A 26,868-nucleotide genomic window follows, 5' to 3' on the forward strand; every position below is an offset into this window, starting at 1 on the left:
CGGTCACACGCACGTCTCCCCTCGCCATTCGAACATGTGTACGATATGCCAGAGTGGACGATCTTCGAGCTGTGCGATCTTCGGGGAGGGCTGATGGTGACCGCGCTTCCCGGGCGTGAGCCGCTGCTGCGCGCGCTGATCGACATATGTGGCCCCGACTTCGCCCGCGAGGCAGCCGCGCCGGACATGGTGGCCGGCCACCTGGCCAGCTTCGTCGCGGCGCCGGCGACGACCCGCGCGGTGAGGGACACGATGCGCCTGGCCGCCGAGCGCGGCCTGGCGGTGGTGCCCCGGGGCAGCGGTTCCAAAATCGACTGGGGTGCGCCGCCGCAGGGCATCGACCTGCTGCTGGACACCCGCCGCCTGGACGGCATCTGGGACCACGACGCCGAGGCGATGACGGCCCAGATCGGCACGGGCACGCCGGTGCGGGCGGTCCAGGCCGCGCTGGCGCTGCGCGGCCAGCGCCTGGCGGTCGACCCGCCGTCCGCGCAGGCGACCATCGGCGGCATGCTCGCGGTGAACGAGTCAGGCCCGCTCCGCCACCGGTACGGCAGCCCGGCGGCCCAGGCCGACCGGATCAGTTACGTGGACATCGAAGGGATGCCGGCGGAATCGGACGGCGAGCACGGCCGGCCCGGCATCGCCGAGGTGGCCGGCGTGATCGTGTCGGCCGCTGTCCGCCTGCAGCCCCTGCCGGCGGCCCGCCGCTGGGTGAACGTGCCGGTCGCGACGCCACTGCAGGTCCACGACGTGGTCGAGGCGACGCTGGCGCAACGCCTGTCGCCGAGCGCGATCGAGGTCGACCTGCCGGTCCCGGCGGGCAGCCGCACGGCGATGCAGCCATCGGGAGCGCTGGCGGTGCTGCTGGAGGGGGACGCGGCGGAGGCGAACGAGCGCGCCCGGCGGCTGGCGACGGTCCTGGGCAGCGTGGCTACGGTGACCCCGACGGCGCCGAGGTGGTGGGGCAGATATCCGTTCGGGCGCGAGGATGTGGCGCTGCGGATCGCTGTGCCGATCGCTGATCTGCATGCGGCGGTCTACGCGCTGCGGGACGTGGCGGGGATGGCGGTGCCGGTGCGCGGGTCGGCCGGGATGGGGACTGTGCACGCGGTGCTGCCGGGGAGCCTGCCGCCGGAGCGGGTCGAGGGGATCCTGGACGCGGTGCGGGGAGTGTTGCTGGCTCGTGGGGGGCGGTGCGTGGTGGTCGCGGCCCCACCGCCGATCAGCACGACGGTGGCCATGGCCGGCCGGCGCGACCTCTTCTGACCGCCCGCCGGTCGGACCGCTCCGGCGCGGCGGCGATCCGCGGCCGGAAGCGGGCCGGGTCAGCGGTAGGCGGGCTCGCGGGCCAGGGCGTCCGCGGCCAGGTGGCGGCCCAGTTTGGCCAGGGAGCCGACCGCATAGGTCAGGTAGGCGAACTGGCCCATCTGGGCGACGTGGGTCAGCGCCAGCTGCTGCGAGGTCAGCCGGCGGGGCAGCAGCGGTGTGCCCGCGCCCAGCATCGCCGGGGCCATGGCCAGGATGATCTCGTCGAGCAGGCCCGCGTCCGCGAACTCGCTGACCAGGTCGCCGCCGCCGGCCAGCCAGACGTTGCGGCCCTGGGCGGCGACCATCATGGCTTCGTGGACCCGCTGCACGTCGCCGCTGACCATGAAGACGTTGGCGTCCGGCACCGGCGGGAGCTCGCGGTGGGTGAAGACCCAGCACGGTACGTCGCCGTACATCTCGTGCCAGTTCTCCGGCTCCTCGAGCACGTTGTCGTTCTTCAGCACCCATTCGTAGGTGGCGGCGCCCATCGCGAAGGCGCCCACGCCGGAGAAGAACGCGCCGAACGGGTTGTCCGTGCCCTCGTCGACCTCGAACAGCCAGTCGAGCGAATTGTCCAGATCGGCGGTGAAGCCGTCGATGCTGGTCGCGGTGTAGTACTGCGTCTTTGCCACACCATCACGATGCCACGGCGTAGCCGACAAAAAGGCCGATTCCGGCGTAGCGGGTCAGGCCGGCGGACCCACCCGATACGTCAGGTACGCGAACTGGCCCACCTGCCGCATCCCGGTCAGCGCAAGCCGCGAAGAAGTCAGCTTCCGCGGCAGCACAGGCGCACCGGCCCCGAGCGTCACCGGCGCCACCCCGAGAATGATCTCGTCCAGCAGCCCGGCGTCCGCGAAGGCACCCGCCAGCTCGCCCCCGCCGACGACCCAGATGTTCCTGCCCTGGGCCGCCTCGGTCATCGCCGCATGCACCGGCCGGACGTCGCCCTGCACGAACCGCAGATCAGCGCCCGGAATCGGCGGCAGCGACCGGTGGCTGAACACCCACGCCGGGGTGTCGCCGTAGTACTCCGCCCACTTCTGCGGCTTGTCCAGCAGACCCTCGTGCTGCAGCACCCACTCGTAGGTGGTGGCACCCATGGCGAAGGCGCCCACCTCAGTGAAGAAGGACGCGAACGGGGCGTTGCCCGCCTCTTCCTCGCTGCCCTCGTCGACCTCGAACAGCCAGTCGAGCGAATTGTCGGCATCGGCGATGAATCCGTCGATGCTGGTCGCGGTATAGAACTGTGTCTTCGGCACGGCATTCAGCTTGCCGCAGCGGTACGACAAAAATCGCGCTAGAGGGCGTCGTTGCGCAGGACGAGGATCGCGATGTCGTCCCGGGGTTCCTCGACCGAGAAGTTGATCGTCGTCGAGCGCAGCCGGGCCGCCATCACATCCGCCGGGTAGCCCGCCAGTGGCGTCGCCGCGTCCCGCAGGCGCGAGGTGCCGAACAGCTCCCGGCCGCGCCGCCGTTCCGTCACGCCGTCGGTGTAGAAGATCAGGGAGTCGCCGGGGTGCAGGGTCACGTTCACGTCCGGGGAGGTGATCGTCTCCAGCAGGCCGAGCGCCGTGCCGCCCTCGCCCACGAAGGAGGTCTTGCCGTCCGCGCGGACCAGCACCGACCGGTCGTGGCCGGCCAGGTGCAGGCAGACCGCCAGGTCCGTGCCCGCGCGGGTCACCGTGGCCATGGCCAGCGTGCAGTAGCGTCCGCCGCCGCGCTGGACCAGGGTGCGGTTGACCCGGCAGAGGATCTCCGTCATCGGCTTGCCGTCGTCGACCAGGATCCGGATCACGTCGCGGACCAGGCCGGTCACCGTGGCGGCCTGGACGCCCTTGCCGGACACGTCACCCACCACGACCACCCAGCGGTCGTCGCCGGCCGGGACGACGTCGTAGAAGTCGCCGCCCACCTCCGAGCCTGTCGGGACGTACTCGGCGGCGAAGCCGATGCCGGTGACGTGCGGCAGCGCCGGGGGCAGCAGCGAGGCCTGCAGGGTCCGGGCGACCTTGCGGCGTTCGTCGTGGATGCGGGCGTTGTCGATGGCCAGCGCCGCGCGGCGGGCCACGTCCTCCAGCACCGCCACCTCGTCGCCGTCGTGCCGGTGCCGCAGGTGGCGGCCCACCGCGAGGGTGCCCAGCCGCTGTCCGCGGGCGACCAGCGGCACCGCGAAGCCCTCCGGCGGGGTGCCGAACATGACCTGCTGGCCGAGCCGGGACGCCTCCTCGAGCCGGGCCAGGATCGAGTCCGGGCCGGTCTCGGCGAGCGTCGCGTGCAGCTGCGGCACGGCCGCCTCGTCGGCGTGGGTGGCCGCGGCGAGCTGGAGCCGGCCCCAGGCGTCCGTGGTGTGCACCGCGCACCACTGGCCGAGCCGGGGCACCACCAGCTGCGGGATCAGCGCCATCGTGAGGTTGACGTCCAGGGACTGGGCCAGCAGCTCGCTGGCCTCGGCCAGGAACGTCAGCCAGGTCTGCCGGCGCAGGTCGGCCCGGCGCAGCCGGTCGTTCTCCAGGTGCAGGGAGAAACGTTCGGCGACGATCGTGGCCAGCGGCTGGGCGTATCCGGCCGGGGACGCGTCCAGCTCCAGCTCACCCGAGTACGGCCGCTGCACGGTCAGCGGCACCCGGATGGTCTCGGCGTCGTCGCGGGGAGCGCGGCCGTGCCGGGCCAGCAGCTGGCGTCCGCCGCCGTCGCCGCGGTCGAGCCGGACCACCCCGCCGGTGGCCCCGGTGAGCCGGGCGAGGCGGGAGAGCAGCTCGGTGCCGAACTCGGCCAGGCTCTCGTCGGTGAGCCGTTCGGGGCTCATCTGCAGCAGCGTGGTCAGCTCGCCGACGGACGGGGCGACCTCGTCGTCGGCGGTGGCCACGGGGATGCCGTCACGTGCCGGGCCCTTGCTCTCCAGCCGGAACCAGACGCCCTTGCCGACGCCCTCGTGCACGGTGCCCCAGCGGCTGGCGAAGTGGTCCACGAGCAGCAGCCCGCGACCGCGCTCCGCGACCTCGCCGATGTCCGACTGCTCGTTGCGGGGGCCGACCGCGAGCTGCTCGACCGGCCCGGGGGCGAAGTCGGTCACCGTGACGGTGAGTCCGGCCGGGTCGGCGTCGACCTCGATGTCCACTTCCGTGCCGGCGTGCACCACCGCGTTCGTGGACAGCTCGGTGGTCAGCAGCAGGGCCTCGTTGACCAGCGAGTCGAGCCCGGCCTCCTCGAGCACCGAGCGGACCAGGGCGCGCGCCGCCGCGGGCGTACGCCGGTCGTTGGGCAGCCGGACCCGGCGTACGAGAGCTGCCGCGATACGTCCCGCCTCTACCGACACGTCTGCATCCTCTCCCGCCGACCGGCTTCACACAAAGCTGCATCTCGCGCCGGACTGTCCCGGCGAGGGATGATGGAGCGCCCCAGCCGTTGGACAGCGAATGAGGACAGCATGACTGCGACCCACCAGGTCAATGTCGGCGTGCCCGACGAGACTGCCGTGCTCGTCGAGCTCGCGGAAGCCCTACGCCGGGTGAGCCGTGGCGATTTCAAGGTTCGCCTGCCCCGGCGCAGCGGTGTCGCCGGTGAGGCCGCGGATGCCTTCAACGAGGTCGTGGCGCTGCAGGAACGGCAGAATCGCGAGGTACGCCGGATCAGCCGGATCGTCGGCCGGGACGGCCGGCTGACCGAGCGGCTGGACGAGGAGGGCCTCGACGGCGCCTGGGCCGACAGCGCCCGCTCGGTGAACTCGCTGATCGACGACCTGGGCCGGCCCACCACGGAGATCTCCCGGGTCATCGTGGCCGTCGCCGACGGTGACCTGTCGCAGCACATGGCACTCGAGATGGACGGGCGACCCCTCCGGGGTGAATTCCTGCGCATCGGCCGGGTGGTCAACACGATGGTGGACCAGCTGTCCTCGTTCGCCGACGAGGTGACCCGGGTGGCCCGCGAGGTCGGCACCGAGGGCGAGCTCGGCGGCCAGGCCGACGTCCGGGGCGTGGCCGGCACCTGGAAGGACCTGACCGACTCGGTCAACACGATGGCGTCGAACCTGACCCACCAGGTGCGCTCGATCTCCCAGGTGGCGACGGCCATGGCCCGCGGCGACCTGTCGCAGAAGATCACCGTGACGGCCCGCGGCGAGGTGGCCGAGCTGGCCGACACCATGAACGGCGTGACCGACACCCTGCGGCTCTTCGCCGAGCAGGTCACCCGGGTGGCCCGCGAGGTGGGCACCGAGGGCAAGCTGGGCGGCCAGGCCGACGTACCCAATGTCGCCGGCACCTGGAAGGACCTCACCGACTCGGTGAACTCGATGGCGTCGAACCTGACCAGCCAGGTCCGCAACATCGCCCAGGTCTCCACCGCGGTCGCCAAGGGCGACCTGTCGCAGAAGATCACGGTGGCCGCGCAGGGCGAGATCCTCGAGCTCAAGGACACCGTCAACACGATGGTGGACCAGCTCTCGTCGTTCGCCGACGAGGTCACCCGGGTGGCCCGTGAGGTCGGCACCGAGGGCCGGCTGGGCGGTCAGGCCCAGGTCCGCGGCGTCTCCGGTACGTGGCGCGACCTCACCGAGAACGTCAACCAGCTCGCCGCCAACCTCACCGACCAGGTCCGCAACATCTCCCAGGTCTCGACGGCGGTCGCCAAGGGTGACCTGTCGCAGAAGATCACGGTGGACGCCCGCGGTGAGATCGCGGAGCTGAAGAACACCATGAACACGATGGTCGACCAGCTCTCGTCGTTCGCCGACGAGGTGACCCGGGTGGCCCGCGAGGTGGGTTCCGAGGGCAAGCTGGGCGGCCAGGCCGAGGTCAAGGGCGTTTCCGGTACGTGGCGCGACCTGACCGACAACGTGAACTACATGGCGTCCAACCTGACCAGCCAGGTCCGCAACATCGCCTCGGTCACGACCGCGGTGGCCAAGGGTGACCTGTCGCAGAAGATCACGGTCGACGCGCGCGGTGAGATCCTGGAGCTGAAGTCGACGGTCAACACGATGGTGGACCAGCTGTCCTCGTTCGCCGACGAGGTGACCCGAGTGGCGCGTGAGGTGGGCTCGGAGGGCAAGCTCGGTGGTCAGGCCCAGGTGCGTGGCGTGGCCGGCACGTGGCGCGACCTGACCGACAACGTGAACTCGATGGCGTCCAACCTGACGGCCCAGGTCCGCAACATCGCCCAGGTCTCCACCGCCGTCGCCCGCGGTGACCTGTCGCAGAAGATCACGGTCGACGCCCAGGGCGAGATCCTCGAGCTGAAGTCGACGGTCAACACGATGGTGGACCAGCTGTCCTCGTTCGCCGACGAGGTGACCCGAGTGGCGCGTGAGGTGGGCTCGGAGGGCAAGCTCGGTGGTCAGGCCCAGGTGCGCGGGGTCGCCGGCACCTGGCGCGACCTGACCGACAACGTGAACTACATGGCGTCCAACCTGACCGCCCAGGTCCGCAACATCGCCTCGGTCACCACGGCCGTGGCCAAGGGCGACCTGTCGCAGAAGATCACGGTCGACGCGCGCGGTGAGATCCTCGAGCTCAAGGACACCGTCAACACGATGGTCGACCAGCTGTCCTCGTTCGCCAACGAGGTCACCCGGGTCGGCCGCGAGGTCGGCATCGAGGGCAAGCTCGGCGGTCAGGCCGAGGTCAAGGGCGTTTCCGGTACGTGGCGCGACCTCACCGACAACGTCAACCAGCTCGCGTCCACGCTGACCACGCAGCTGCGCGCCATCGCGGAGGTGTCCACGTCGGTGACCCGCGGTGACCTCACCCAGAGCGTGGCCGTCGAGGCCCAGGGCGAGGTCGCCGAGCTCAAGGACAACATCAACCAGATGATCGTGACGCTGCGCGAGACCACCAAGGCGAACGCGGAGCAGGGCTGGCTCGACTCCAACCTGGCCCGCATCGGTGGCCTGTTGCAGGGCCAGCGGGACCTCGGCGAAGTCTGCCGCATGATCATGACCGAGGTGACGCCGCTGGTGGACGCGCAGCTCGGCGCGTTCTTCATGGTCGACCACGAGGAGGCCGTGATGCGGCTGCGCCTCGCCGCCTCGTACGGCTACGTCGCCCGCAACCATGAGGTGACCTTCGGGCCCGGTGAGGGACTCGTCGGCCAGGCCGCGGTCTCCCGCCGTACGATCCGGGTCCGGGCCACCCACGACGGCGTCCTGACGATGCGCTCGGGTCTCATGTCGATGCCGCCGAACGATCTGGTCGTGCTGCCGGTGCTGTTCGAGGGCGAGATGCTCGGCGTGATCGAGTTCGCCTCGGTGGCCGCGTTCTCCGGGCTGCACCTGACCTTCCTGGAGCGCCTGGTGGCGGCCATCGGCGTCGCCCTCAACACCATCCAGGCCAACCGGCGTACGGAGGAACTGCTCGCGCAGTCGCAGCGCCTGGCCCGCGAGATGCAGGACCAGTCGGCCGAGCTCCAGCGCACCAACGCCGAGCTGGAGGACAAGGCGCAGCTGCTCAGCGAGCAGAAGGGCAACATCGAGACGAAGAACCGGGAGATCGAGCTGGCCCGCCTCGGCCTCGAGGAGAAGGCGCAGCAGCTGTCCCGGGCGTCGGCGTACAAGACCGAGTTCCTGGCCAACATGAGCCACGAGCTGCGTACGCCGCTGAACTCGCTGCTGCTGCTGGCCCGGCTGCTCGCCGACAACCCCGAGCACAACCTGACCGAGAAGCAGATCGAGTTCGCCCGCACCATCCACAGCGCCGGCTCCGACCTGCTGTCGCTGATCGACGACATCCTCGACCTCAGCAAGATCGAGGCGGGCCGGATGGACGTCGAGCCGGACCAGGTCGACTTCGACGGCGTCCGCAGCTACGTCGAGCAGGCCTTCATCCCGCAGGCCGAGGAGAAGGGCCTGGAGCTGCGGGTGGAGGTCTCGCCGGAGCTGCCCGAGTCGATCGTCACCGACGCCCAGCGGCTCCAGCAGATCCTGCGCAACCTGCTCTCCAACGCGGTCAAGTTCACCGACAACGGCTCGGTGACCCTGAGCATCTGCCCGGCGCCGGCCGACCTCGACTTCGACATCCCCGGGCTGGCCTCGGCCCGCCAGGTGGTCGCCTTCGCGGTCAGCGACACCGGCATCGGCATCTCCGACGAGAAGCTCAGCCTGATCTTCGAGGCGTTCCAGCAGGCGGACGGCACGACCAGCCGCAAGTACGGTGGCACCGGCCTGGGCCTGTCGATCAGCCGCGAGTTCGCCGCGCTGCTCGGCGGCACGATCGTGGTCTCCTCGGCACCCGGCGAGGGCTCGACGTTTACGCTCTACATGCCGGACGTCCTGATCGGCGACGCGATCCCGACGCCGTCCCTGCCGCAGCTGCCCGCGTCGACCTCGGCCGGCGAGCCCCGCCGCTCGCTGTCGTCGCTGGACCTGCCGTTGATCACGCCCCGCCCGGAGCTGGAGACGCACACGGTCAGCCCGGCCAGCCGCCAGCTCGACGGCGCCACCGTGCTGATCGTCGACGACGACGTGCGCAACGTCTTCGCGCTGACCAGCGCTCTGGAGATGCACGGGCTCAACGTGCTCTACTCCGACAACGGGGTGGACGGGGTCCGGCTGCTGGCCGAGCACCCCGAGGTCGACATCGTGCTGATGGACGCGATGATGCCGGAGCAGGACGGCTACGAGACCACCCGCGGAATCCGCCGCAATCAGCGCTTCGCGGACCTACCGGTAGTCTTCCTGACAGCGAAGGCGATGCCCGGCGACCGGGAGTCGGCGCTGGCGGCGGGGGCGAGCGACTACATCACCAAGCCGGTCGACCTGGACGAGCTCATCGAGCTGATGGCCCGCTGGGTGAACGCGTCCGACAATTCCGGGACGGAGCACAAGGATGGCCTTTAGTCCGGTCAAGGGTGGCGGCGGGGAGGTTGGACAGGGTGGGTGAGCAGGCCAAGGCGCTGTTGGTCGACGACCGGCGCGACAACCTGCTGGCGCTGGAGGCGATCCTGCAGGGCCTGCCGGTGCAGGCGGTCGCGGTGGAGAGCGGCGAGGCGGCACTGAAGCAGCTGCTCACGGACGACTTCGCGGTGATCCTGCTGGACGCGCAGATGCCCAACATGGACGGCTTCGAGACGGCCGGCCACATCAAGCGGCGCGAACGCACCCGGCACGTACCGATCCTGTTCCTGACGGCGGCCGACCGTGACGCCCAACTCGCCCTGCGCGGCTACGCGGTCGGTGCGGTCGACTACCTGACGAAGCCGTTCGACCCGTGGGTGCTGCGGGCCAAGGTCTCCATCTTCGTCGAGCTGTGGACCAAGACCCAGCAGCTCAAGGCCCAGGCGGAAGCCAGCCGGGAGCGGGAGGCGCAGTGGCAGCGCCTGACCGACCTGGTGGACGAGGCCGCGAGAGCCCTGCGCGCGGGCGGCGACGCGGCCGCCGGCGAAGCCCTGGATCTGCTGGAGAAGGCCCGCTGGGGCAACTGACTCACCGGCCGACGAGGTCGAAGGTGTAGACGGCGCCACCGGCACTGCCCGCACTGATCCCGGTCCCGTCCGGCAGGGCGACGCAGGTGGTCAGCGCGGCGTCGACCCGCATCGCGGCGACCGGGGCCGGTTCGTCGGGACGCCACACGGTGATGGTGCCTTCGCGGGAGACGGCGGCTATCCAGCCGCCGTCCGGTGCGATCGTCAGGGCGCTGACCGACCGGTCGTGCCCGGTCAGCACGTGCCGGCAGGCGCCGGACGTGAGATCCCAGATCCGCACTGAGCCGGCCGCGCTGCCGGCGGCGAGCCAGCTGCCGTCCGGGGCCACGACCAGCCCACTGATCCACCCGTGGTGGCCGCCGAACACGTGTCGGCAAGCGCCGGTGACGGGGTCCCAGACCCGCACCGTGAAGTCACCGCTGCCGGTGGCCAGCCAGGAGCCGTCCGGGGCCGGCACGGGCGGACCGACCCAGTTGCCGTGGCCGGTCAGGTCATGGCGGTGACCGCCGGTGACGGGGTCCCAGATCCGGACCGTGCCGTCGAGGCAGCCCGCGGCGAGCCAGTCGCCCTGCGGGCTCACGGCCAGGCGTCCCACCACGCTGCCGTGGCCCAGCACGTGCCGGCAGCTGCCGGTGGCGGGATCCCAGATCCGTACGGTGGTGTCCGCGCTCCCGGTGGCGAGCCACGTGCCGTCCGGGGCCACCGCGAGCGCGCGGATCGAATCGTGGTGGCCCTTGAGCACGTGCCGGCACAGTCCGGTGAGCGGCTCCCAGATCCGGGTCGAGCTCACGCTGCTCGCGGCCAGCCAGGTGCCGTCGGGGGCGACGGCCAGCGCACCGATCGGGCTTCCGTGCCCGCTGATGACCTGCCGGCACGAGCCGGTGGCGGCGTCCCAGATCCGTACGGTGAGGTCCTGACTGGCCGTGGCCAGCCACGTGCCGCCGGGCTCGCTCACCAGCTCGGTGATCCGGTCGCTGTGGCCGTCGGGGGCGGCGTCGGCCGACGACGTCACCGGCTCCCAGGTCCGCGCCGTGCGGTCGTATCCGGCCGTGACCATCCACTGCCCGGTGGGCGCGGTGGCCAGCACGGTGATCCGGTCGGTGTGGCTGGAGCAGACCCCGGTGCACTCACCCGTCGAGGGGTCCCAGAGCCGGACCGTACGGTCGTGGCCCGCGGTGGCCAGGCGTGGCTCCGCGCCCGCGACGATCGCCAGCGCGACCACCCAGTCGGTGTGGCCCGACAGCACCTGCCGGCAGCGGCCTGTGGCCGGGTCCCAGATCCGGACGGTGTTGTCGTGGCTGGCCGTGGCCAGCCAGGCCCCGCCCGGTCCGGCGACCATGGCGCAGACGATTCCCGTGTGGCCGCGCAGCACGTGCCGGGCCGCCCCGGTCGCTGGGTCCCAGATCCGGACCGTGCTGTCGCCTCCGGCGGAGGCGAGCCAGGCGTCGTCCGGGGCCGCGGCCAGGCAGGCGATCCAGTTGGTGTGGCCTTCGAGGACGTGGGTGCGGTGACCCGTCTCGGTGTCCCAGAGGCAGACGGTGTGGTCCTGCCCGGCGCCGGCGATCCACCGGCCGTCCGGGGCGACGGCGAGTGCGGTCAGCCGGTCCGTGTGGCCGGTGAGCACCGACCGGCAGTCACCGGTGGCGGTGTCCCACAGCCGTACGGTCCGGTCGTCACCGGCGCTGGCGATCGATCCACCCGGGGCGGGAACCGCCAGTGCCGTCACCGGGCCGGTGTGGCCGGCCAGGATCTGCCGGAGTGCGCCGGTCGCCGGATCCCACAGCCGTACGGTGTGGTCGGCGCTCCCGGTGGCCAGCCACCTTCCGTCGCTGGCCGTGGCGATGGCGGTGATCTCGCTGGTGTGTCCGGTCAGGACATGTTCGGTGGCGCCGGTGCCCGGGTTCCAGATCCGGACGGTGTGGTCACCGCCGCCCGTGGCGATCCAGCTGCCGTCGGGGGCCACGGCGAGCGCGGTGATCCGGTCGGTGTGGCCGGTGAAGGTCCGCAGCAGAGCCGGGTGGGGCAGGTCGGGCAGCGGCCAGCGGTTGGCCAGGCGCGGCGTGGGCAGGCCGGGCACGTGTTCGCTGATCGTGGACTGGAACGTCGCGATGAAGTCGAGCCGGCTCACCAGCACCGCGGCCAGCGCGTGCTCGGGAACGATCGGGGTGAGCAGGTGGGCGTTCTGCCTGATCTTGCGGCCGAGGAGCCGCGCGATGTCGGTGGGCACCCGGGCGAGGTCCGCCTCCGCCCCGGCGGGGCCGTGCCGCCGCAGCCGGCCGGCGATCCAGCGCAGATCGGTGACCGTGGCGGCCAGGTAGTCCGGTTGCCCGGCGCCGAGTACGTGCTCGGCGAAGTGCCGGATCAGATAGTCGTGCTGCTCCGGCAGGTCCCACCACGCCGGTCCGCTCGCGGTGAACACCGTCTGCGCGGCCGCGTCCAGCAGCCGGGCGTGCAACGGGCGCAGGCCGGGCTCGCCGGCCTCGTGGATCAGGTAGGACCGGATGACGTCGTGCAGGCGGACCGTGCCGGCGTCCTGCCGATATTCCAGGACGAGCGCGAGGTCGGCGAGCGTCTGGCAGACGACGCGGACCTTCCGCGCGCTGGTGGCCCACAGCATCTCGAGGACGGTCACGGGCACGTCGGCGTCCTCGGAGAAGACGGCCATCTCGCGGAACTGCTCCACGGTGTCGGCCGGGAGCAGGTCCAGGCTCGCCCGGACGGTGGCCCGTACGGCCCGGCCGCGGTCGTGCACGTTGTCCAGGTCGAAGGTGACCGGTCCGTCCTCGTCGAGCCGGTCGGCGACGTCCTGCAACGCCTGCTCCACCGGGGTGCCGTAGTCCACCGCACGGACCAGGGCCCGGTTGGCCAGCGTCAGCAGCACCGGCCAGCGACCGGTCGCGGCGACCACCCGGTCGACCGGGCGGCCGGCGAGGCCGGGAATGTCGCGGGTCAGCAGAGCCGCCGCCTGCGCCGCGGTCATCCGGTCGAGCGGCACGCTGTTGCGCGGGTCGACCAACCGCCGGTGCCGCGTGGTCAGCAACCGGCGGCAGCGGCGGCCCCCGCAGAGGAAGGGTTCCACCTGCTGGTCGGTCCAGGCGTCGTCGATGACCAGCAGCATCGGATCCGGCTGGGCGTCCAGGACCTCGCCGAGCCGGAAGCCGGCCTGCAACGGATCGGTCAGGGCCGGCCGCAGCCCGGTGAGCTGGACGACCAGGTCGTTCACCCGGGCGGCCAGCTCGGCGCCGGCCACCTGTTCGCCCAGCGTGACCCACAGCAGGCCACCCGGGAACCGCTGCTTCGTGCGCGGCTCGTGGCAGATCCACTTCGCCAGCGTGGTCTTTCCGAAGCCACCTGTGCCGTGCACGCCCGTGATGCCGACCGGGTCGCTGTCGTCGGCGCACACCAGGTCCAGCAGCCGGTCGGTGATCTCGGGCCGCGCGACGATGCCGGCGGTGAGCGGTGGCGCCAGCCACAGGCGGCGCGGCCCCGCGGAGACCGATACCACGCTGTGTCCCCCGTCCGAGCCGAGTGGCCGTTCCAGGGTAGAACCGTATCGCTGCGCTCACGAAGAGTCATCCGCGCGCAGGTGGGTGATCACCGGGGCGAACTGGTGCATGAACATGGCGCTCACTCCGATGTAGGAGATGCCCAGCTCAGCCCGCCGCCGGTGGAGTCTCTCGGCGATCCGGCCGGGTTCCCCGATGAGGAACGCGATGCCGCCCGCCCCCGCCATCCGGCGGGCATCGCCGTCGACCATCCGGTCCACCCACTCCGGCACCGCCTCGGCCGTCTCAGCCACCGCCGCCACGTTGACGTGCACTTCCGGCGACCCGCCGAAGCCGCGGAGCCGTGCGACTGTCTCGGCCAGTTCCTCCTCCGACGACTGCGGGGGCAGGCCGAGGGCAACGATGTCGGCCTGCTCGGCGGCCAGCCGCAGCATCCCCGGCTTGCTCGCCGCCACCAGCACCGGCGGGCCGCCGCCGGGGAGTTCGCGGACGGCCCGGATCGTGTCCGCCACCCGCCGCAACCGCTCGCCCGGTGTCCCGAACTCCGCGCCCAGCGTCGCAGCATCCCGTTCGGCGCCCGGCCGCCCGCCCCCGATGCCCAGCTCGAAGCGGCCACCACTCAGGAGTTGCAAGGTTCTTGTCTCCCAGGCCACCAGTCCGGGCGCGCGGTTCGGGGCACTCAGCACATAGGTGCCGACCCGCAGCCTCTCGGTGCACGCCGCAGCGGCGGCCAGTGCCGCGAACGGTGACAACGTGTGCACGGTGTCCGGGACGAGCAGGGTGTCGTAGCCGAGTTCCTCCGCCTGTTGCGCGGTGGTGGTCCATTCCGCGCCCGTGCGGGCCGTTGCTGCCACTACGCCGAATCGAAACGTCATGGCCTCAGCGTGGTGCCGCCCCCGGGACGGTGTCGTCGTCCCGGGGGCGGCGTTCCGGCTACTGCGGGGAGCGTAGGTACGGCCGGGTGATCAGCTCCAGGGCGTGACCGGCCGGGTCCTTGAAGTACACGCCGCGGCCGCCGTGCTCGGTGTTCGTCTCGCCCGGGCGCTGCATCTGCGGGTCCGCCCAGTGCTCGATGCCGCGCTCACGGAGCAGCGCGTACGCCCGGTCGAACTGCTCGTCGTCCACCAGGAAGGCGTAGTGCTGCATCTGGATCTCGACCGGCGGCTCGGCGAACTGGAGCAGCACGCCGTCGTCCAGCTGGAGGTTGGTGAAGAAGCCCCAGGACGGGGCGTCGGCTGCTTCCAGCACGTCACGGTAGAAGGCGGCCGAGACGGTGCGGTCCTTCGCGGCGATGATGGTGTGGTTGAACGTCGCGCTCAATGTCGTCCCTACTGCTCGATCCCTGTCACGGAGAGCAGCCACCCAGGGTGGATGAGCCCACGGAGGATGGCCGAACAGCTTTCCCTCCGTGTCGGCCCATCCGGGGCTCGACAGGAACCTATCAGGTAGCGCTGGAGATCATCAGGGCACTGCGCAGGCCGGTGATGTCCAGGACGCGGAGCAGGAAGTCGCCGACGTTGGTCAGAGCCAGCACCGCGCGGGCATGCTGGGCCTTACGGCTGAGCACCACCAGGGTGCCCAGGCCCTGCGAGTCGCAGAAGGTCACGCCGGACATGTCGAGCACGATCCGGGAGGGTGGTTCCGGTTCCAGCAGGGTCTCGTTCACCATGGCGGACAGTTTGGCCACCGTGAGCACGTCGATCTCACCGGCGAGGTGGAAGACAACCTCGTCGGGGGCTCGCTCAACCGCGATGGACAGCTCCGGTCGCTCCACCGGGTCAGCCTATCGCGAGCGGTGGAATCCAGCCTGTTGGCACGGTTCATCCGCCCCGCATCCACCCACCGATCGTGACCTGTACAACCCGCCCCCGGGGCTGCTAAGGCGGCCGCCGCCCGGCGCTGACAGAATGGGATCCGCCGTGACCACCTCAAACCACGCCGCGGGCAGTCCGTACCCGGACGAGGCCCCGGTCTCCCAGGCCCTGTTCGACCGCGCCAAGGGCATCGTGCCCGGCGGGGTCAATTCACCCGTGCGTGCGTTCAACTCCGTGGGCGGCACACCCCGGTTCATGGCCCGCGGTGAGGGCCCGTGGATGGTCGACGTCGACGGGCGCCGCTACGTGGACCTGGTCTGCTCGTGGGGTCCGCTGATCCACGGGCACGCGCACCCGGCGATCGTCGCCGCCGTGCAGGCCGCCGCCGCGCTCGGCACCAGCTTCGGCACTCCGACGCAGGGCGAGGTGGAGCTGGCCGAGGAGATCGTCCGGCGCACCCCGGTCGAGCAGGTGCGCCTGGTCAGCTCGGGCACCGAGGCCACCATGACCGCGATCCGGCTGGCCCGCGGCTTCACCGGCCGCAGCAAGATCGTCAAGTTTGCCGGCTGCTACCACGGCCACGTCGACGCGTTGCTGGCCGCGGCCGGTTCCGGCGTCGCCACGCTGGGCCTGCCCGATTCGCCCGGGGTCACCGGCGCGGCGGCCAGCGAGACCATCGTGCTGCCGTACAACGACGTCGCCGCGGTCGAGGCGGTCTTCCGGGACAACGACGACATCGCCGCGATCATCACCGAGGCCGCCGCCGGCAACATGGGCGTGATCCCGCCGCGGGCCGGCTTCAACCAGCGGCTCGCCGAGCTGGCCCACGCCGCCGGGGCCCTGCTCATCGTCGACGAGGTGATGACCGGCTTCCGGGTGTCACCGGGCGGCTGGACCGGGCTTGATCCCGTGGACGCCGACCTCTTCACGTACGGGAAGGTCATGGGGGGTGGCCTGCCCGCCGCGGCCTTCGGGGGCCGCACCGAGATCATGTCCCGGCTGGCCCCGGCCGGGCCGGTCTATCAGGCCGGCACGCTCTCCGGTAACCCGCTGGCCTGCGCGGCCGGCCTGACCAGCCTGCGGCTGGCCGACGACGCGGTCTACAAGCGGCTCGACGAGGTCTCCGCCACGATCGGCGCGCTCGCCTCGGACGCCCTGAACACCGCGGGCGTCCCGCACCGGCTGTCCTTCGCCGGCAACATGTTCTCCGTCTTCTTCACGGACGCCGAGGTCGTCGACTACGACTCGGCGAAGACCCAGGACACGGCCGCGTTCCGGGCGTTCTTCCACGCGATGCTCTCCTGCGGTGTCTATCTGCCGCCGAGCGCGTTCGAGTCGTGGTTCGTCTCGGCGGCGCTCGACGACGCCGCCTTGGAGCAGATCAGCGCGGCACTGCCGGCGGCGGCGCGGGCCGCCGCGGCAGCGGGGGGAGCACAATCTTGAGCCCGACCAAGACCACGGTGCACGTGCTGCGGCACGGCGAGGTCCACAACCCAGGCAAGATCCTGTACGGCCGCCTGCCCGATTTCCACCTCTCGGAGCTGGGCCGGCAGATGGCCAAGGCGGCCACCGAGGCGCTCGCTGACCGCGACGTCACGCACGTGGTGGCCAGCCCGCTGGAACGCGCGCAGGAGACGGCCGAGCCGTTCGCGGCCCACTTCAAGCTCGAGACGGCCACCGACACCCGGCTGATCGAGAGCGCCAACTTCTTCGAGGGCAAGAAGGTGTCGGTCGGCGACGGCGCGTTCAGCAACCCGCGCAACTGGTGGGTGCTGCGCGACCCGATCACCCCGTCCTGGGGCGAGGCCTATCTGCAGATCGCCCAGCGGATGTTCGCCGCCGTGCAGGCCGCCCGGGTCGCCGCCGAGGGGCACGAGGCGGTCTGCGTCTCGCACCAGCTGCCGATCTGGACCCTGCGCCGGTACGTCGAGAAGAAGCGCCTCTGGCACGACCCGCGCCGCCGCCAGTGCGGCCTGGCCAGCCTCACCTCGTTCGTCTTCGAGGACGCGAAGGTCGTCGGCATCGAGTACGCCGAGCCCGCCGCCGCCCTGGTGGCCATGTCCCCGAGCGCCCGGACGGCCAAGGGGGCATGACCGTGCGCCGGCTCACCGCAGTCGCCCTCACCGCCGCCGTCACGGCCGGTGCGCTGGCCGGTTGCGGGGAGGAGAGCTGGGAGAAGAAGTGCTCGACGAACGCCGACCGGGTCATCGAGTGCACCCCGGACCAGCGTCCCGAGGCCCGCGCGGTCACCGGTGAGCTGCTCGCCGGCGGCACGTACGACGTCACGCAGGACCGCGGCAAGGTGGTCGTCGTCAACTTCTGGGGCTCGTGGTGCAACCCGTGCCGGGCCGAGGCGGACGATCTGGAGCGCACGTACCAGGCCACCAAGGACAAGAACGTGACCTTCGTGGGGGTCAACTCGCGTGACGAGAAGGATCCGGCGAAGGCGTTCGAGCGCGGCTTCGGGGTGACCTATCCGAGCATCTACGACCCGAACGGCAGCGTCGCTCTCAAGTTCGACGTCACGCAGGTCACCACCCCGGCCACGCTGATCCTGGACCGGCAGGGCCGGATCGCCGCGGGCATCCGCGGGGCCACCACGATCGGTGTGCTGCAGCCGGTGGTCGAGCGGATCGCCGCGGAGGGCCCGGGCTGATGGGGGAGACCTTCGCCGACGTCGCCAGCAGTGGTCCGTTGCTGCTGGCGATCGGCGCTGCTGCGATAGCCGGTCTGGTCAGCTTCCTGTCGCCGTGTGTGCTGCCGCTCATGCCCGGCTACCTCTCGTACGTCACCGGGCTGGCCGGCGCTGATCTCGACGCCGCGCTGGGCGTGCCCCCCAAGTCGCAGCCGGAGCCGGGCGGATCCGTCGCGGTGGCCACCAAGCCGCAGGCACGGACCGCCGGACGCGGCCGGGTCCTGGCCGGGACGGTGCTTTTCGTCGTCGGCTTCTCCGTCGTGTTCATGCTGCTGGCCACCCTGGTCGCCAACATCGGCCTGGCGCTGAAGACCCACGAGCGCACCCTCAACATCGTGCTCGGGGTGCTGATCATCGTGCTCGGCCTGATGTTCATCGGCCTGGTCCCCGGTATGCAGGGCCAGGCCCGGATCAACTGGCTGCCCAACGCCGGCCTGGCCGGGGCGCCGGTCCTCGGGGCGCTGTTCGGGCTCTCCTGGCTGCCCTGCACCGGCCCCACCCTGGGCGCGGTCCTCGGCCTGGCCACCACCAGCGGGCAGACCGACCGGGCCGTCGTGCTGGCCCTGGCCTACAGCCTCGGGCTCGGGGTGCCGTTCGTGCTGTTCGGGCTCTTCTTCCGCCGGCTGCTCGGCGTCTTCAAGGCCGTGCGCCGCAACAGCCGGTGGGTCACCCGGATCGGCGGCGTGCTGCTGGTCCTGGTCGGCCTGGCCCTGGTCACCGGCGGCTGGAACAGCTTCCTGATCTGGCTGGTCACCACGTTCAACTTCGACGCCGGGACCCTGCTGTGACCGTCGTCGAGCAGCGCCCCGCGCCCGCCGCCGAGCCACCGCCGCGCCGGCCCAACCGGCTGTGGGCGCTGCTGCGCAACTCCTGGCGGCAGCTCACCAGCATGCGTACGGCCCTCGTGTTGCTGTTCCTGCTGGCCGTGGCCGCGATCCCGGGCTCGGTGCTGCCGCAGCGCGCGATCAATCCGGAGAACGTCGCCGGCTACTTCCGGGACCATCCCGACCTGGCCCCGGTGCTGAGCCGGCTGGGCGGCTTCGACGTCTACGCCTCGCCCTGGTTCGCGTCCATCTACCTGCTGCTGTTCACCTCACTGGTCGGCTGCGTGATACCGCGGCTGCTCGACCACGTGCGCGCGCTGCGCACCGTACCCCCGGATGCTCCTCGCCGGCTGGAGCGGCTGCCGCAGCACGCGGCGGCAGAGCCGCGACCCGACGACCCGGCCACCGCGGCCGCTGCCGTCGCCGCCGGCCTGCGCCGGCACCGCTTCCGCACAGTCGTGCGCGAGCGGCCGGACGGCACGTGGACGGTCTCGGCCGAGAAGGGCCTGCTCAAGGAAACCGGCAACCTGTTGTTCCACTTCGCGCTGCTGGCGGTGCTGATCGGGGTGGGCTTCGGGCACTGGTACGGCTGGCACGGCAACCGCCTCCTGGTGCAGGGCGACGACCTGGGCTTCTGCAACTCGGTGACGCAGTACGACGAGTCCACCCTCGGCCCCCGCCTCGACGCCGCCGACCTGCCGTTCTTCTGCCTGCGGTTGAACGACTTCGACGCGACCTACCAGAGCAGCGGCCAGCCGAAGTCGTTCGGCGCGCACGCCACCGTGCAGACCGAGCAGGACGGGCCGTGGCGCCCGACCGAGTTCACGGTCAACCACCCGCTGCGCCTGCCGCAGGCCAACGTGCACCTGCTCGGCCACGGCTACGCGCCGATCCTGCGGTTCACCGACCGGTTCGGCCAGCAGCAGACCCGGATCGTGCCGTTCCTGCCACGCGACCAGATGCTCACCAGCGAGGGCGTCGCGCAGTTCCCCGACGTCAACATCGACCCGAAGACCAACCAGCGCGACGAGGACCTTCAGGTCGCCTTCGAGGGCGTCTATCTGCCCACGGTGGATCCGAAGGGCGGCCCGACCTCGGTCTTCCCGGCCGAACGCGAGCCGGCGCTGTTCCTGACGGCGTACCGGGGCAATCTCGGGGTCGACGCCGGCCTGCCCGGCTCGGTCTACGCGCTGGACCGCGGCCAGCTGGCCAACGGCCAGCTCAAGCAGGTCAGCGGCGAACGGCCGCAGCGGCTGACGCCCGGTCAGACCTGGACCCTGGACGACGGCACCAAGCTGGAGTTCGTCGGCACCCGCCAGTTCGCCACCCTCGCGGTGCGCTACGACCCGACCCAGCCGCTGGTGCTGGGCGGCGCGGTGCTGGGCCTGCTCGGGCTGATGCTGTCGCTGTCCGGGCACCGCCGCCGGGTGTGGTTCCGGGTTTCGCCCCCGGCCGGGTCCGAGGCGGGCACCGGCGGTAGTTTGATGGAGGCCGGTGGTCTGCCGCGCACCGACTATCCGGGCTTCCACGAGGAGTTCGAGCAGGTCGTGGCGGCGGCGCGCCGGACGCCGGAGGAGAGGACGCCGTGATGGCGGAGTTGTCTGACCAGTTGATGGCCTTCACCGTGCTGGCGTACCTGGCCGCGATGGTCTGTTACGCGGCGGAGTACGCGTTCGGCAACCGCAGCCACATCGGCCGCGCGGCGACCCGTCCGGCCCGCCGGCTCGTCGGCGCCGGGGGACCGGGCGAGGTGGAGGTGCCGCCCGCGGACGACGTGGTGCCGCCGGCGCCGCCCCGGGACCGCGGTGCCCTGCTCGGCCTGATCGGCGTCGGGCTCACCTGGCTCGCCTTCGCGCTGCACCTGGGCACGGTGGTCACCCGCGGCGTCGCGGCGCACCGCATGCCGTGGGGCAACATGTACGAGTTCATCCTCGCGGTGACCCTCGTCGGCTCGGCGGTCTGGCTCGGTGTGATCACGCGCAAGCCGGCCGTGCGCCACCTCGGCCTGTTCACCGCGCTCGCCCTGGTCGTGCTGCTCGGCGCGGCCGGGCTGATCGCGTACACGCCGGTCAGCCCGCTGGTGCCGGCGCTGAACTCGTACTGGTACATCGTGCACGTCTCGACGATCATCCTGGCCTCCGGCATCCTGCTGATCGGGGCCGTGCCGGCCGCGATGTTCCTCATCCGGGCCGGCTACGACCAGGGCAAGCGCAACTTCCCGTACACGCTGGGGGCGAAGGTGCCGCCGGCGGAGCTGCTGGAACGGCTGACGTTCCGGCTGCACGCGTTCGCGTTCCCGCTGTTCACCTTCGGTGCGCTGATCGCCGGGCCGCTGTGGGCCGAGGCGTCGTGGGGGCGTTACTGGGCCTGGGACCCCAAGGAGGTCTGGGCGTTCATCTCCTGGGTCGTCTACGCGGCGTACCTGCACGCCCGCGCGACCCCGAGCGTCAAGCGCACCACCGCGACCTGGATCGCCCTGCTGGGCTTCGTGACGATGCTGATGAACCTGTTCGGCGTCAACCTGTTCTTCGCGGGCCTGCACTCGTACGCCAACGCCGGCGGGATGTGAGCCGTTGCGCCCGGCCTACCGCTGAGCTTGTCCCCCGCCCCGCCACCCGGGGCGGGGGACGAGCTCACCGGCCGAGCGTCTCGCGGTTCAGCCCGATCGTCCCGGCCTGTGCGCCCCACCCGCCGAGCGCCCCGGAGGCAGGCCCTCCCCGGCCGACCTCCCGGGCCTGCCGGTGCCACTGGGTGTGCAACGCCGGGTCGACCACCCAGCTGCCGCAGGCCGGGCAGGTGTGGCCCGAGCCGGTGACGGCCGGTGGCACGGCCGGCACCGCGGTGGTGGCCGGCTCGGCCGCGGCCCGCTCGCGCACCCCGCCCGGCCTGCGCCGCAACGTGTTGGCCGCGGTCCACAAGTGGAACCACTCCCGGATGACGGTCTGCGTCGGCACCCCGAGCTCGGCGGCGAGCCCCTCGACCAGTGGCCAGGAGGGCACCATCTTGCCGGCGAACACCTTGGACAGGGTGCCCTTGCTGTAGTGGACGGCTTCGCTCAGCACGGCCAACGACGGCTTGCCCGCGTTCACGTGGGCGAAGGTCAGGCGTTCGGCCAGCTCCCGGAGCGCGGTCTCCGGGTCCATCAGTTTGGCCCGCATGCGGGCCGCTTCGTGCTCCAGCGCCAGGGCTTCGCTGGACGGCCGGCGGAAGGTGGCGAAGTCGGCGCGGTGCCGGCCCTCGTTGGGTTCCCCGGGCTCCTGCACCACGCCGGTCATCACGCCCGTCCTCCGACTGTGATGTAACTGACTGTCACTGCACTTGCTCCTTGGGGTGATGAGGCGTCAATGGAATTGGTCTCGGGCCATAGCTCAAGGAAGGCGGGGGTCCCGTTCGTGGGCGGAACCCATCGCCGTGCTTGATTGTGCACCAGGGTGCCGACGTATTCCAGCACGCAGCGTCGCTGTTGTGTGGTGGCCGGATAGGCCGTCGGCCGGGCGTGACCCGCGGGAGGAAAAGACCTACCCGCCGGTAGTGTCGGTGCTGGAATGAAAAAGGGGCCGGAGCGATGCCGCGCGGGCATCGGGCCGACCCCTTGATCACTTCCGGAAGCTGCCACGACAACTGCTTTCCGGGTCCTGCTCATTCGATGCCGGCCCGAGACCAATCAGACGCACCATCGAGCGGAAATGCGCTGACTTCCGCGGTGGCCACCATACCGGCCGGCACCATCGATCTCCACAGCGGCGGCCGAAAGCGCAGGCGAGGCCCCTGATCGTGGGCCGGGCCGGGCGGCGGTCCCCGGTGGCCGCCGGTGCCCCCGACGCTGCCGCACTGCCGACCCGGTCCATTTACCGCGCTCACCAGGGCATTCATCCGCACGATGATCTCCATCGCCGAGCCCGCGAAGATCCATTTCGGGAATGATCATTTAAGTGGCCCCGCCCGTCCGGGCGTAAACGAATGTCCTTTCGCGGACCGGCGCCACCGGAATGGACGCGGCGGCGGCCATAAAGACGGGGAGCGCTCTCCGGGGCGCTCGTTATCGATACGAGATGTGCGAACCCGCCACGGCGGCGCCGAATGAAATGACCCGGACCGCGGTGAAGGGGATCGCGCCCATTCATTACGCCGGCTCTTTTGATCTGTCGCGATCGATATTCGCCGGTCGCGTGCCGTCGCCTTTCCGGCCCGTTGGGCGTCCGTTGCGGCAGGCAGCGCAGCGCTACGTTCCGTGACGAGACGGGTTCGAGGTGAGACCGTTGCGGATATTTTCCTGAGGTCAAGTACCGAGTGTCGGGTGCCCGACGCTGTTCGCACGGCCTGACCCGCTAGGGGCGTTCCTCGGCCGAGGGTGTCACGCCGGTCGGTGAGCTGGGCGAGCCGGCACCCACGCCACCGGCGCAGTCGCCGGCCGTCCAGGTGTCGTAGCGGGTCACCCAGTTCAGGCAGAAGCCGCCGGCCCGTTGCTGGGCCTGGTCGCCGATCTGGGTGTCGACGTCGTCACGCCAGTAGCGGGCCGAGCCGCCGTCCGGCGGCCGGAGCTGGACGTTGTCCACGGTCACCGGGGGAACCACCACCCGGGCCGGGCGGCTCGGGTCGACGTGGACCTCGACGTACTGCTCGACGTACGCCCGGGAGCCGACCGGCAGCTGCTGCGCGGTCAGCAGGTTCCACCGGTTGTTCCACCACAGCCACGCCTGCCAGACGTTGTTCGCGTCCGTGTGCAGGTCCAGCCAGACCTTGTCGCCCGGCTTGAGCTGGTACTGGTCGTAGAACTGCCAGGTCTTGGTGTTGGTGTTGAAGGTGTAGATGTGCTGGCGGCCGCTGCCGGCCCAGCCCGTCTCGGCCCAGCCCGCCTCCAGCCAGGCGATGGAACCGGCACCCATGTCGCGCTTGACCATGAAGCGGCCGGCCACGAAGTCGTACGTGTTGCGCCGGACCGCGCCGTCCACGATCTCGATGCGGCCCGAGACCCCGCCCCACTCGCCGCCGGTGCCCGCGCCGAGGTGGTGATAGCCGCTCGGGGTGGCCCGCTCGCGCATCCGGTCGAGCCGGACGCCCGACTCCAGGATCGGTCCGGTGGCCCGGCAGGCCTTGCGGGCGTGCCGGCCGGCCGGCTCGGTCGGCGCTGTGACAGACGCCTCACCGCCCGGGCAGGCGGGCAGCCGGTGGTTGCGGTGCGAGGCGGCCGGAGCGGCCGTCGCCAGCGCCGTGACCAGGCCACCCAGGGCGCACCAGCGCGCCACGGACCGGAATTTCAAGCTGCCCACCTCGCCCCTGACCAGCGCGGAAACCACATCTCTGGCTCAACGCCGGACGAGATCCCCCGGTGACGGTTCCCGCCCGCCGATCACTTGCCGTCCCGTGGTGCGAGACTGGGAACATGGCTGCCAAGGGCTTCCCGTACCACGATCTGCAGAGCTTCATCTCGGCCCTGGAGGCGGCCGGTGAGCTGCGCCGGGTCCGCGTACCGGTCGATCCGACGCTGGAGATCAGCGAGATCGTCACCCGCACCGTCCGGGCCGGCGGCCCGGCCCTGCTCTTCGAGCGCCCGACCCGCGGTGACATGCCGATCGTCGTCAACCTCTTCGGTACGGAGAAGCGGATGGCCATGGCGCTGGGCGTGGACAGCCTCGACGACGTCGGCAACCGGATCGGCTCGCTGATCCAGCCGGAGCTGCCGGTCGGCTGGTCCGGCATCCGCGAGGGCATCGGCAAGGTGCTGCAGCTCAAGTCGGTCCCGCCCAAGAAGGTCAAGAGCGCCCCCTGTCAGGAGGTCGTGCTCAAGGGCGACGAAGTGGACCTGGGCAAGCTGCCCGGCCTGCAGGTCTGGCCGGACGACGGCGGCATCTTCCACAACTACGGGCTGACCCACACCAAGCACCCGGAGACCGGCAAGCGCAACCTCGGCCTCTACCGGTTGCAGCAGCACTCGAAGAACACGCTCGGGATGCACTGGCAGATCCACAAGGACAGCACCGCCCACCACGCCGTCGCCGAGCGCCGGGGCGAGCGGCTGCCGGTGGCCGTCGCGATCGGCTGCGACCCGGTGGTCAGCTATGCGGCCAGCGCCCCGCTGCCCGGCGACATCGACGAATACCTGTTCGCCGGCTTCCTGCGCGGCGAGCGGGTGGAGATGGTCGACTGCCTGACCGTGCCGTTGCAGGTGCCCGCGCAGGCGCAGATCGTCCTCGAGGGCTACCTGGAGCCGGGGGAGCGCGCGCCCGAGGGCCCGTTCGGCGACCACACCGGCTTCTACACCCCGGTCGAGCCGTTCCCGGTGCTGCACATCGAGTGCATGACCATGCGCAAGCAGCCGGTCTACCACTCGATCGTCACCAGCAAGCCGCCGCAGGAGGACCACGGCCTGGGCAAGGCCACCGAGCGGATCTTCCTGCCGCTGCTGAAGATGCTGATCCCGGACATCGTCGACTACGACATGCCGGCCGCCGGGGTGTTCCACAACTGCGTGATCGTCTCGATCCGCAAGCGCTACCCGAAGCACGCGCAGAAGATCATGAGTGCGGTCTGGGGCGCCCACCTGATGTCGCTGTCCAAGCTCATCGTGATCGTCGACGAGGACTGCGACGTGCACGACTACAACGAGGTGGCGTTCCGGGCCTTCGGCAACGTCGACTACGACCACGACCTGCTCATCACCCAGGGCCCGGTGGACCACCTCGATCACGCCTCCTACCAGCAGTTCTGGGGTGGCAAGGCGGGGCTGGACGCGACCCGTAAGCTGCCCGGCGAGGGCTACACCCGGGGCTGGCCGGAGGAGATGACCATGGCGGACGAGGTCGTCTCGCTGGTCGACAAGCGGTGGAAGGAATACGGCATATGACAGCGGTCGCCGCGGCGCCGGAGCAGCCAGGGAAGATCAAGTCTTTCCTGAAGCTGGTGGCGATCGAGCACTCGGTCTTCGCGCTTCCGTTCGCCTACCTGTCCGCCCTGGTCGCCATGGACCGCACTGGCACCGGCGTGCGCTGGGTCGACCTGCTGCTGGTCACGATCGCCATGGTGTCCGGGCGCACCTTCGCCATGGCGGCCAACCGGATCCTGGACCGCAAGATCGACGCGCAGAATCCGCGTACCCGTAATCGCGAGCTGGTCACCGGGGCCGTCAGTGTGCGCACGGCCTGGACCGGCGCCGCCGTGTCCCTGGTCGTGCTGTTCGCCGCCGCGGCGCTGCTCAACCCGCTCTGCCTGCTCCTGTCGCCGCTCGCGGTGATCCCGCTGGTGATCTACCCGTACGCGAAGAGGTTCACGAACTTCCCGCACTACGTGCTCGCGCTGGCGCAGGCCGTCGCGCCGGTCGGGGCGTGGCTGGCGATCACCGGCACGTTCGACGGCTCGGGCCCGGCCTGGGTGCTCGGCGTCGCGGTCGGGCTGTGGATCGGCGGCTTCGACATCATCTACGCCTGCCAGGACGTCGAGGTCGACCGGCGGATCGGCGTGCACTCCACGCCGGCCCGCTTCGGCGTCCGCACGGCGCTGCACATCTCCACCGGCACCCACGTGCTGACTTTCGCGCTGTTCGTCTGGTTCGGCCAGCTCGTCGGGCTCGGCTGGCTGTGGTGGATCGGCCTGGCCCTGACTGCGGCCGCGTTCGCCTACCAGCACATCGTGGTCACGCCCACCGACCTCTCCAAGGTCAACAGGGCGTTCTTCACGGCCAACGGCTTCGTGGGCATAGCCCTGTTCGTCTTCGCCGTCCTTGATCTGATTCTGTTGTAACTTTCCGGCCGCCGACTTCCGTCTATCAGCTGTGAGTGACAGAGACAGGGAGTTCAGCGCCTTCGTAGCCGCGCAGATGGAGCCGCTGCGCGGGCTCGCCTATCTCACCTGCGGCGATTGGCAGGCGGCTGAGGACGCGGTCCTCATCGCGCTGGCGAAGTTGTACGTGAAGTGGCGGCGCATCGACAACCCGGGCGCGTACGCGCGCACCGCCGTGGTCCGTGCGGCGATCGACGAGACCCGCCGCCCGTGGTGGCGGCGGGAGCGCGCGCAGAGCAATGCCATGCCCGACCGGCCCAACCTGCGTGACGACACGAACGCGGTCGACGAACGGCTGCGGATCCGTGACGCACTGCAGAAGATCCCCGCACGGCTGCGTGCCGTGCTGACTCTGCGCTACCTGGAGGGTCTGAGCATCCAGGAGACCGCCGAGGCCCTGGGGTGCCCAGAAGGAACCGTCAAGAGCTACACCTCGCGGGGCCTCGAGGCCCTGCGCACCGCCATGGGCGCCGAGGTGTTCGTCAACAGGGAGAATTACCGTGCCGCACGAGCTGTCTGAC

General features: G+C 71.1%; 21 protein-coding genes. 12 read left to right on the top strand and 9 right to left on the bottom strand.

Annotated elements, in window-relative coordinates:
* Positions 1 to 93: 93 nt before the first annotated feature.
* On the top strand, positions 94 to 1,269 hold the full coding sequence (locus tag ACQP2Y_RS01375; protein WP_433723818.1) for an FAD-binding oxidoreductase: 1,176 nt from the start codon (positions 94 to 96) through the stop codon (positions 1,267 to 1,269).
* A gap of 59 nt (positions 1,270 to 1,328) precedes the next feature.
* Here the strand turns inward: ACQP2Y_RS01375 and ACQP2Y_RS01380 are convergent, their stop codons facing one another.
* The 3 genes from ACQP2Y_RS01380 to ACQP2Y_RS01390 are packed head-to-tail and all read right to left on the bottom strand — an operon-like array spanning position 1,329 to position 4,630.
* A complete protein-coding gene (locus ACQP2Y_RS01380) occupies positions 1,329 to 1,943 on the bottom strand; it encodes a dihydrofolate reductase family protein (protein ID WP_360550761.1) in 615 nt (204 codons plus the stop codon).
* 54 nt (positions 1,944 to 1,997) lie between these two features.
* Complete coding sequence (locus ACQP2Y_RS01385; RefSeq protein WP_433723821.1) at positions 1,998 to 2,573, bottom strand: dihydrofolate reductase family protein; 576 nt, start codon at positions 2,571 to 2,573, stop codon at positions 1,998 to 2,000.
* 38 nt (positions 2,574 to 2,611) lie between these two features.
* Positions 2,612 to 4,630 carry a SpoIIE family protein phosphatase gene (locus ACQP2Y_RS01390; RefSeq protein ID WP_433723823.1) on the bottom strand — a complete coding sequence of 673 codons (2,019 nt, stop codon included), beginning with the start codon at positions 4,628 to 4,630 and terminating at the stop codon, positions 2,612 to 2,614.
* 111 nt (positions 4,631 to 4,741) lie between these two features.
* Here ACQP2Y_RS01390 and ACQP2Y_RS01395 point away from each other — a divergent pair, with 111 nt between their 5' ends.
* Positions 4,742 to 9,148 carry a HAMP domain-containing protein gene (locus ACQP2Y_RS01395; RefSeq protein ID WP_433723825.1) on the top strand — a complete coding sequence of 1,469 codons (4,407 nt, stop codon included), beginning with the start codon at positions 4,742 to 4,744 and terminating at the stop codon, positions 9,146 to 9,148.
* Positions 9,149 to 9,183: 35 nt separating this feature from the next.
* Positions 9,184 to 9,732, top strand: a complete 549-nt coding sequence (locus tag ACQP2Y_RS01400; protein ID WP_433723827.1) for a response regulator — start codon at positions 9,184 to 9,186, stop codon at positions 9,730 to 9,732.
* 1 nt (position 9,733) lies between these two features.
* Here ACQP2Y_RS01400 and ACQP2Y_RS01405 read toward each other — a convergent pair whose 3' ends face one another.
* The 4 genes from ACQP2Y_RS01405 to ACQP2Y_RS01420 all read right to left on the bottom strand — a co-directional run bounded on the left by ACQP2Y_RS01405 (position 9,734) and on the right by ACQP2Y_RS01420 (position 15,012).
* On the bottom strand, positions 9,734 to 13,237 hold the full coding sequence (locus ACQP2Y_RS01405) for an NB-ARC domain-containing protein (protein WP_433723829.1): 3,504 nt from the start codon (positions 13,235 to 13,237) through the stop codon (positions 9,734 to 9,736).
* A gap of 57 nt (positions 13,238 to 13,294) precedes the next feature.
* On the bottom strand, positions 13,295 to 14,113 hold the full coding sequence (locus tag ACQP2Y_RS01410; RefSeq protein ID WP_433723831.1) for an LLM class flavin-dependent oxidoreductase: 819 nt from the start codon (positions 14,111 to 14,113) through the stop codon (positions 13,295 to 13,297).
* A 58-nt stretch (positions 14,114 to 14,171) separates the two neighbouring features.
* Complete coding sequence (locus tag ACQP2Y_RS01415) at positions 14,172 to 14,558, bottom strand: VOC family protein (RefSeq protein ID WP_433723833.1); 387 nt, start codon at positions 14,556 to 14,558, stop codon at positions 14,172 to 14,174.
* Between the two features lie 121 nt (positions 14,559 to 14,679).
* Positions 14,680 to 15,012 carry an STAS domain-containing protein gene (locus ACQP2Y_RS01420; protein WP_360550781.1) on the bottom strand — a complete coding sequence of 111 codons (333 nt, stop codon included), beginning with the start codon at positions 15,010 to 15,012 and terminating at the stop codon, positions 14,680 to 14,682.
* 133 nt (positions 15,013 to 15,145) lie between these two features.
* Here ACQP2Y_RS01420 and hemL point away from each other — a divergent pair, with 133 nt between their 5' ends.
* The 6 genes from hemL to ccsB are packed head-to-tail and all read left to right on the top strand — an operon-like array spanning position 15,146 to position 21,140.
* Positions 15,146 to 16,495 carry a glutamate-1-semialdehyde 2,1-aminomutase gene (hemL, locus tag ACQP2Y_RS01425; protein WP_433723835.1) on the top strand — a complete coding sequence of 450 codons (1,350 nt, stop codon included), beginning with the start codon at positions 15,146 to 15,148 and terminating at the stop codon, positions 16,493 to 16,495.
* Positions 16,489 to 17,145 (top strand): histidine phosphatase family protein, encoded by a 657-nt coding sequence (locus ACQP2Y_RS01430; protein WP_433731682.1) that lies wholly within the window; start codon positions 16,489 to 16,491, stop codon positions 17,143 to 17,145. The genes hemL and ACQP2Y_RS01430 overlap by 7 nt, the downstream gene beginning before the upstream one ends.
* Complete coding sequence (locus tag ACQP2Y_RS01435; protein WP_433723837.1) at positions 17,142 to 17,708, top strand: TlpA family protein disulfide reductase; 567 nt, start codon at positions 17,142 to 17,144, stop codon at positions 17,706 to 17,708. The genes ACQP2Y_RS01430 and ACQP2Y_RS01435 overlap by 4 nt, the downstream gene beginning before the upstream one ends.
* On the top strand, positions 17,708 to 18,535 hold the full coding sequence (locus ACQP2Y_RS01440) for a cytochrome c biogenesis CcdA family protein (RefSeq protein WP_433723839.1): 828 nt from the start codon (positions 17,708 to 17,710) through the stop codon (positions 18,533 to 18,535). Before ACQP2Y_RS01435 ends, ACQP2Y_RS01440 begins: the two co-directional genes overlap by 1 nt.
* Positions 18,532 to 20,160 (top strand): cytochrome c biogenesis protein ResB, encoded by a 1,629-nt coding sequence (gene resB / locus ACQP2Y_RS01445; RefSeq protein WP_433723841.1) that lies wholly within the window; start codon positions 18,532 to 18,534, stop codon positions 20,158 to 20,160. Before ACQP2Y_RS01440 ends, resB begins: the two co-directional genes overlap by 4 nt.
* Positions 20,160 to 21,140, top strand: coding sequence for a c-type cytochrome biogenesis protein CcsB (gene ccsB, locus ACQP2Y_RS01450; protein WP_433723843.1), 981 nt, complete (start codon positions 20,160 to 20,162; stop codon positions 21,138 to 21,140). Before resB ends, ccsB begins: the two co-directional genes overlap by 1 nt.
* A gap of 64 nt (positions 21,141 to 21,204) precedes the next feature.
* Here the strand turns inward: ccsB and ACQP2Y_RS01455 are convergent, their stop codons facing one another.
* Both ACQP2Y_RS01455 and ACQP2Y_RS01460 read right to left on the bottom strand, forming a co-directional pair.
* The gene (locus ACQP2Y_RS01455) at positions 21,205 to 21,846 is read right to left on the bottom strand and encodes a hypothetical protein (RefSeq protein ID WP_433723845.1); all 642 of its coding nucleotides are present in this window, start codon (positions 21,844 to 21,846) and stop codon (positions 21,205 to 21,207) included.
* A 1,053-nt stretch (positions 21,847 to 22,899) separates the two neighbouring features.
* Positions 22,900 to 23,832 (bottom strand): hypothetical protein, encoded by a 933-nt coding sequence (locus ACQP2Y_RS01460; RefSeq protein WP_433723847.1) that lies wholly within the window; start codon positions 23,830 to 23,832, stop codon positions 22,900 to 22,902.
* Positions 23,833 to 23,954: 122 nt separating this feature from the next.
* On the opposite strand from ACQP2Y_RS01460, the gene ACQP2Y_RS01465 reads away from it, so the two are divergent.
* Genes ACQP2Y_RS01465 through ACQP2Y_RS01475 form a run of 3 tightly spaced genes read left to right on the top strand, consistent with a single transcriptional unit; the run spans position 23,955 to position 26,867 of the window.
* Positions 23,955 to 25,415, top strand: coding sequence for a menaquinone biosynthesis decarboxylase (locus tag ACQP2Y_RS01465; RefSeq protein ID WP_433723849.1), 1,461 nt, complete (start codon positions 23,955 to 23,957; stop codon positions 25,413 to 25,415).
* Positions 25,412 to 26,308 carry a menaquinone biosynthesis prenyltransferase MqnP gene (gene mqnP / locus ACQP2Y_RS01470; RefSeq protein ID WP_433723851.1) on the top strand — a complete coding sequence of 299 codons (897 nt, stop codon included), beginning with the start codon at positions 25,412 to 25,414 and terminating at the stop codon, positions 26,306 to 26,308. The genes ACQP2Y_RS01465 and mqnP overlap by 4 nt, the downstream gene beginning before the upstream one ends.
* Positions 26,309 to 26,339: 31 nt before the next feature.
* Positions 26,340 to 26,867, top strand: coding sequence for a SigE family RNA polymerase sigma factor (locus tag ACQP2Y_RS01475; protein WP_360550801.1), 528 nt, complete (start codon positions 26,340 to 26,342; stop codon positions 26,865 to 26,867).
* Position 26,868: the final 1 nt, after the last annotated feature.

This window comes from Actinoplanes sp. CA-051413, from assembly GCF_050955795.1.
Taxonomy (GTDB): Bacteria; Actinomycetota; Actinomycetes; order Mycobacteriales; family Micromonosporaceae; genus Actinoplanes.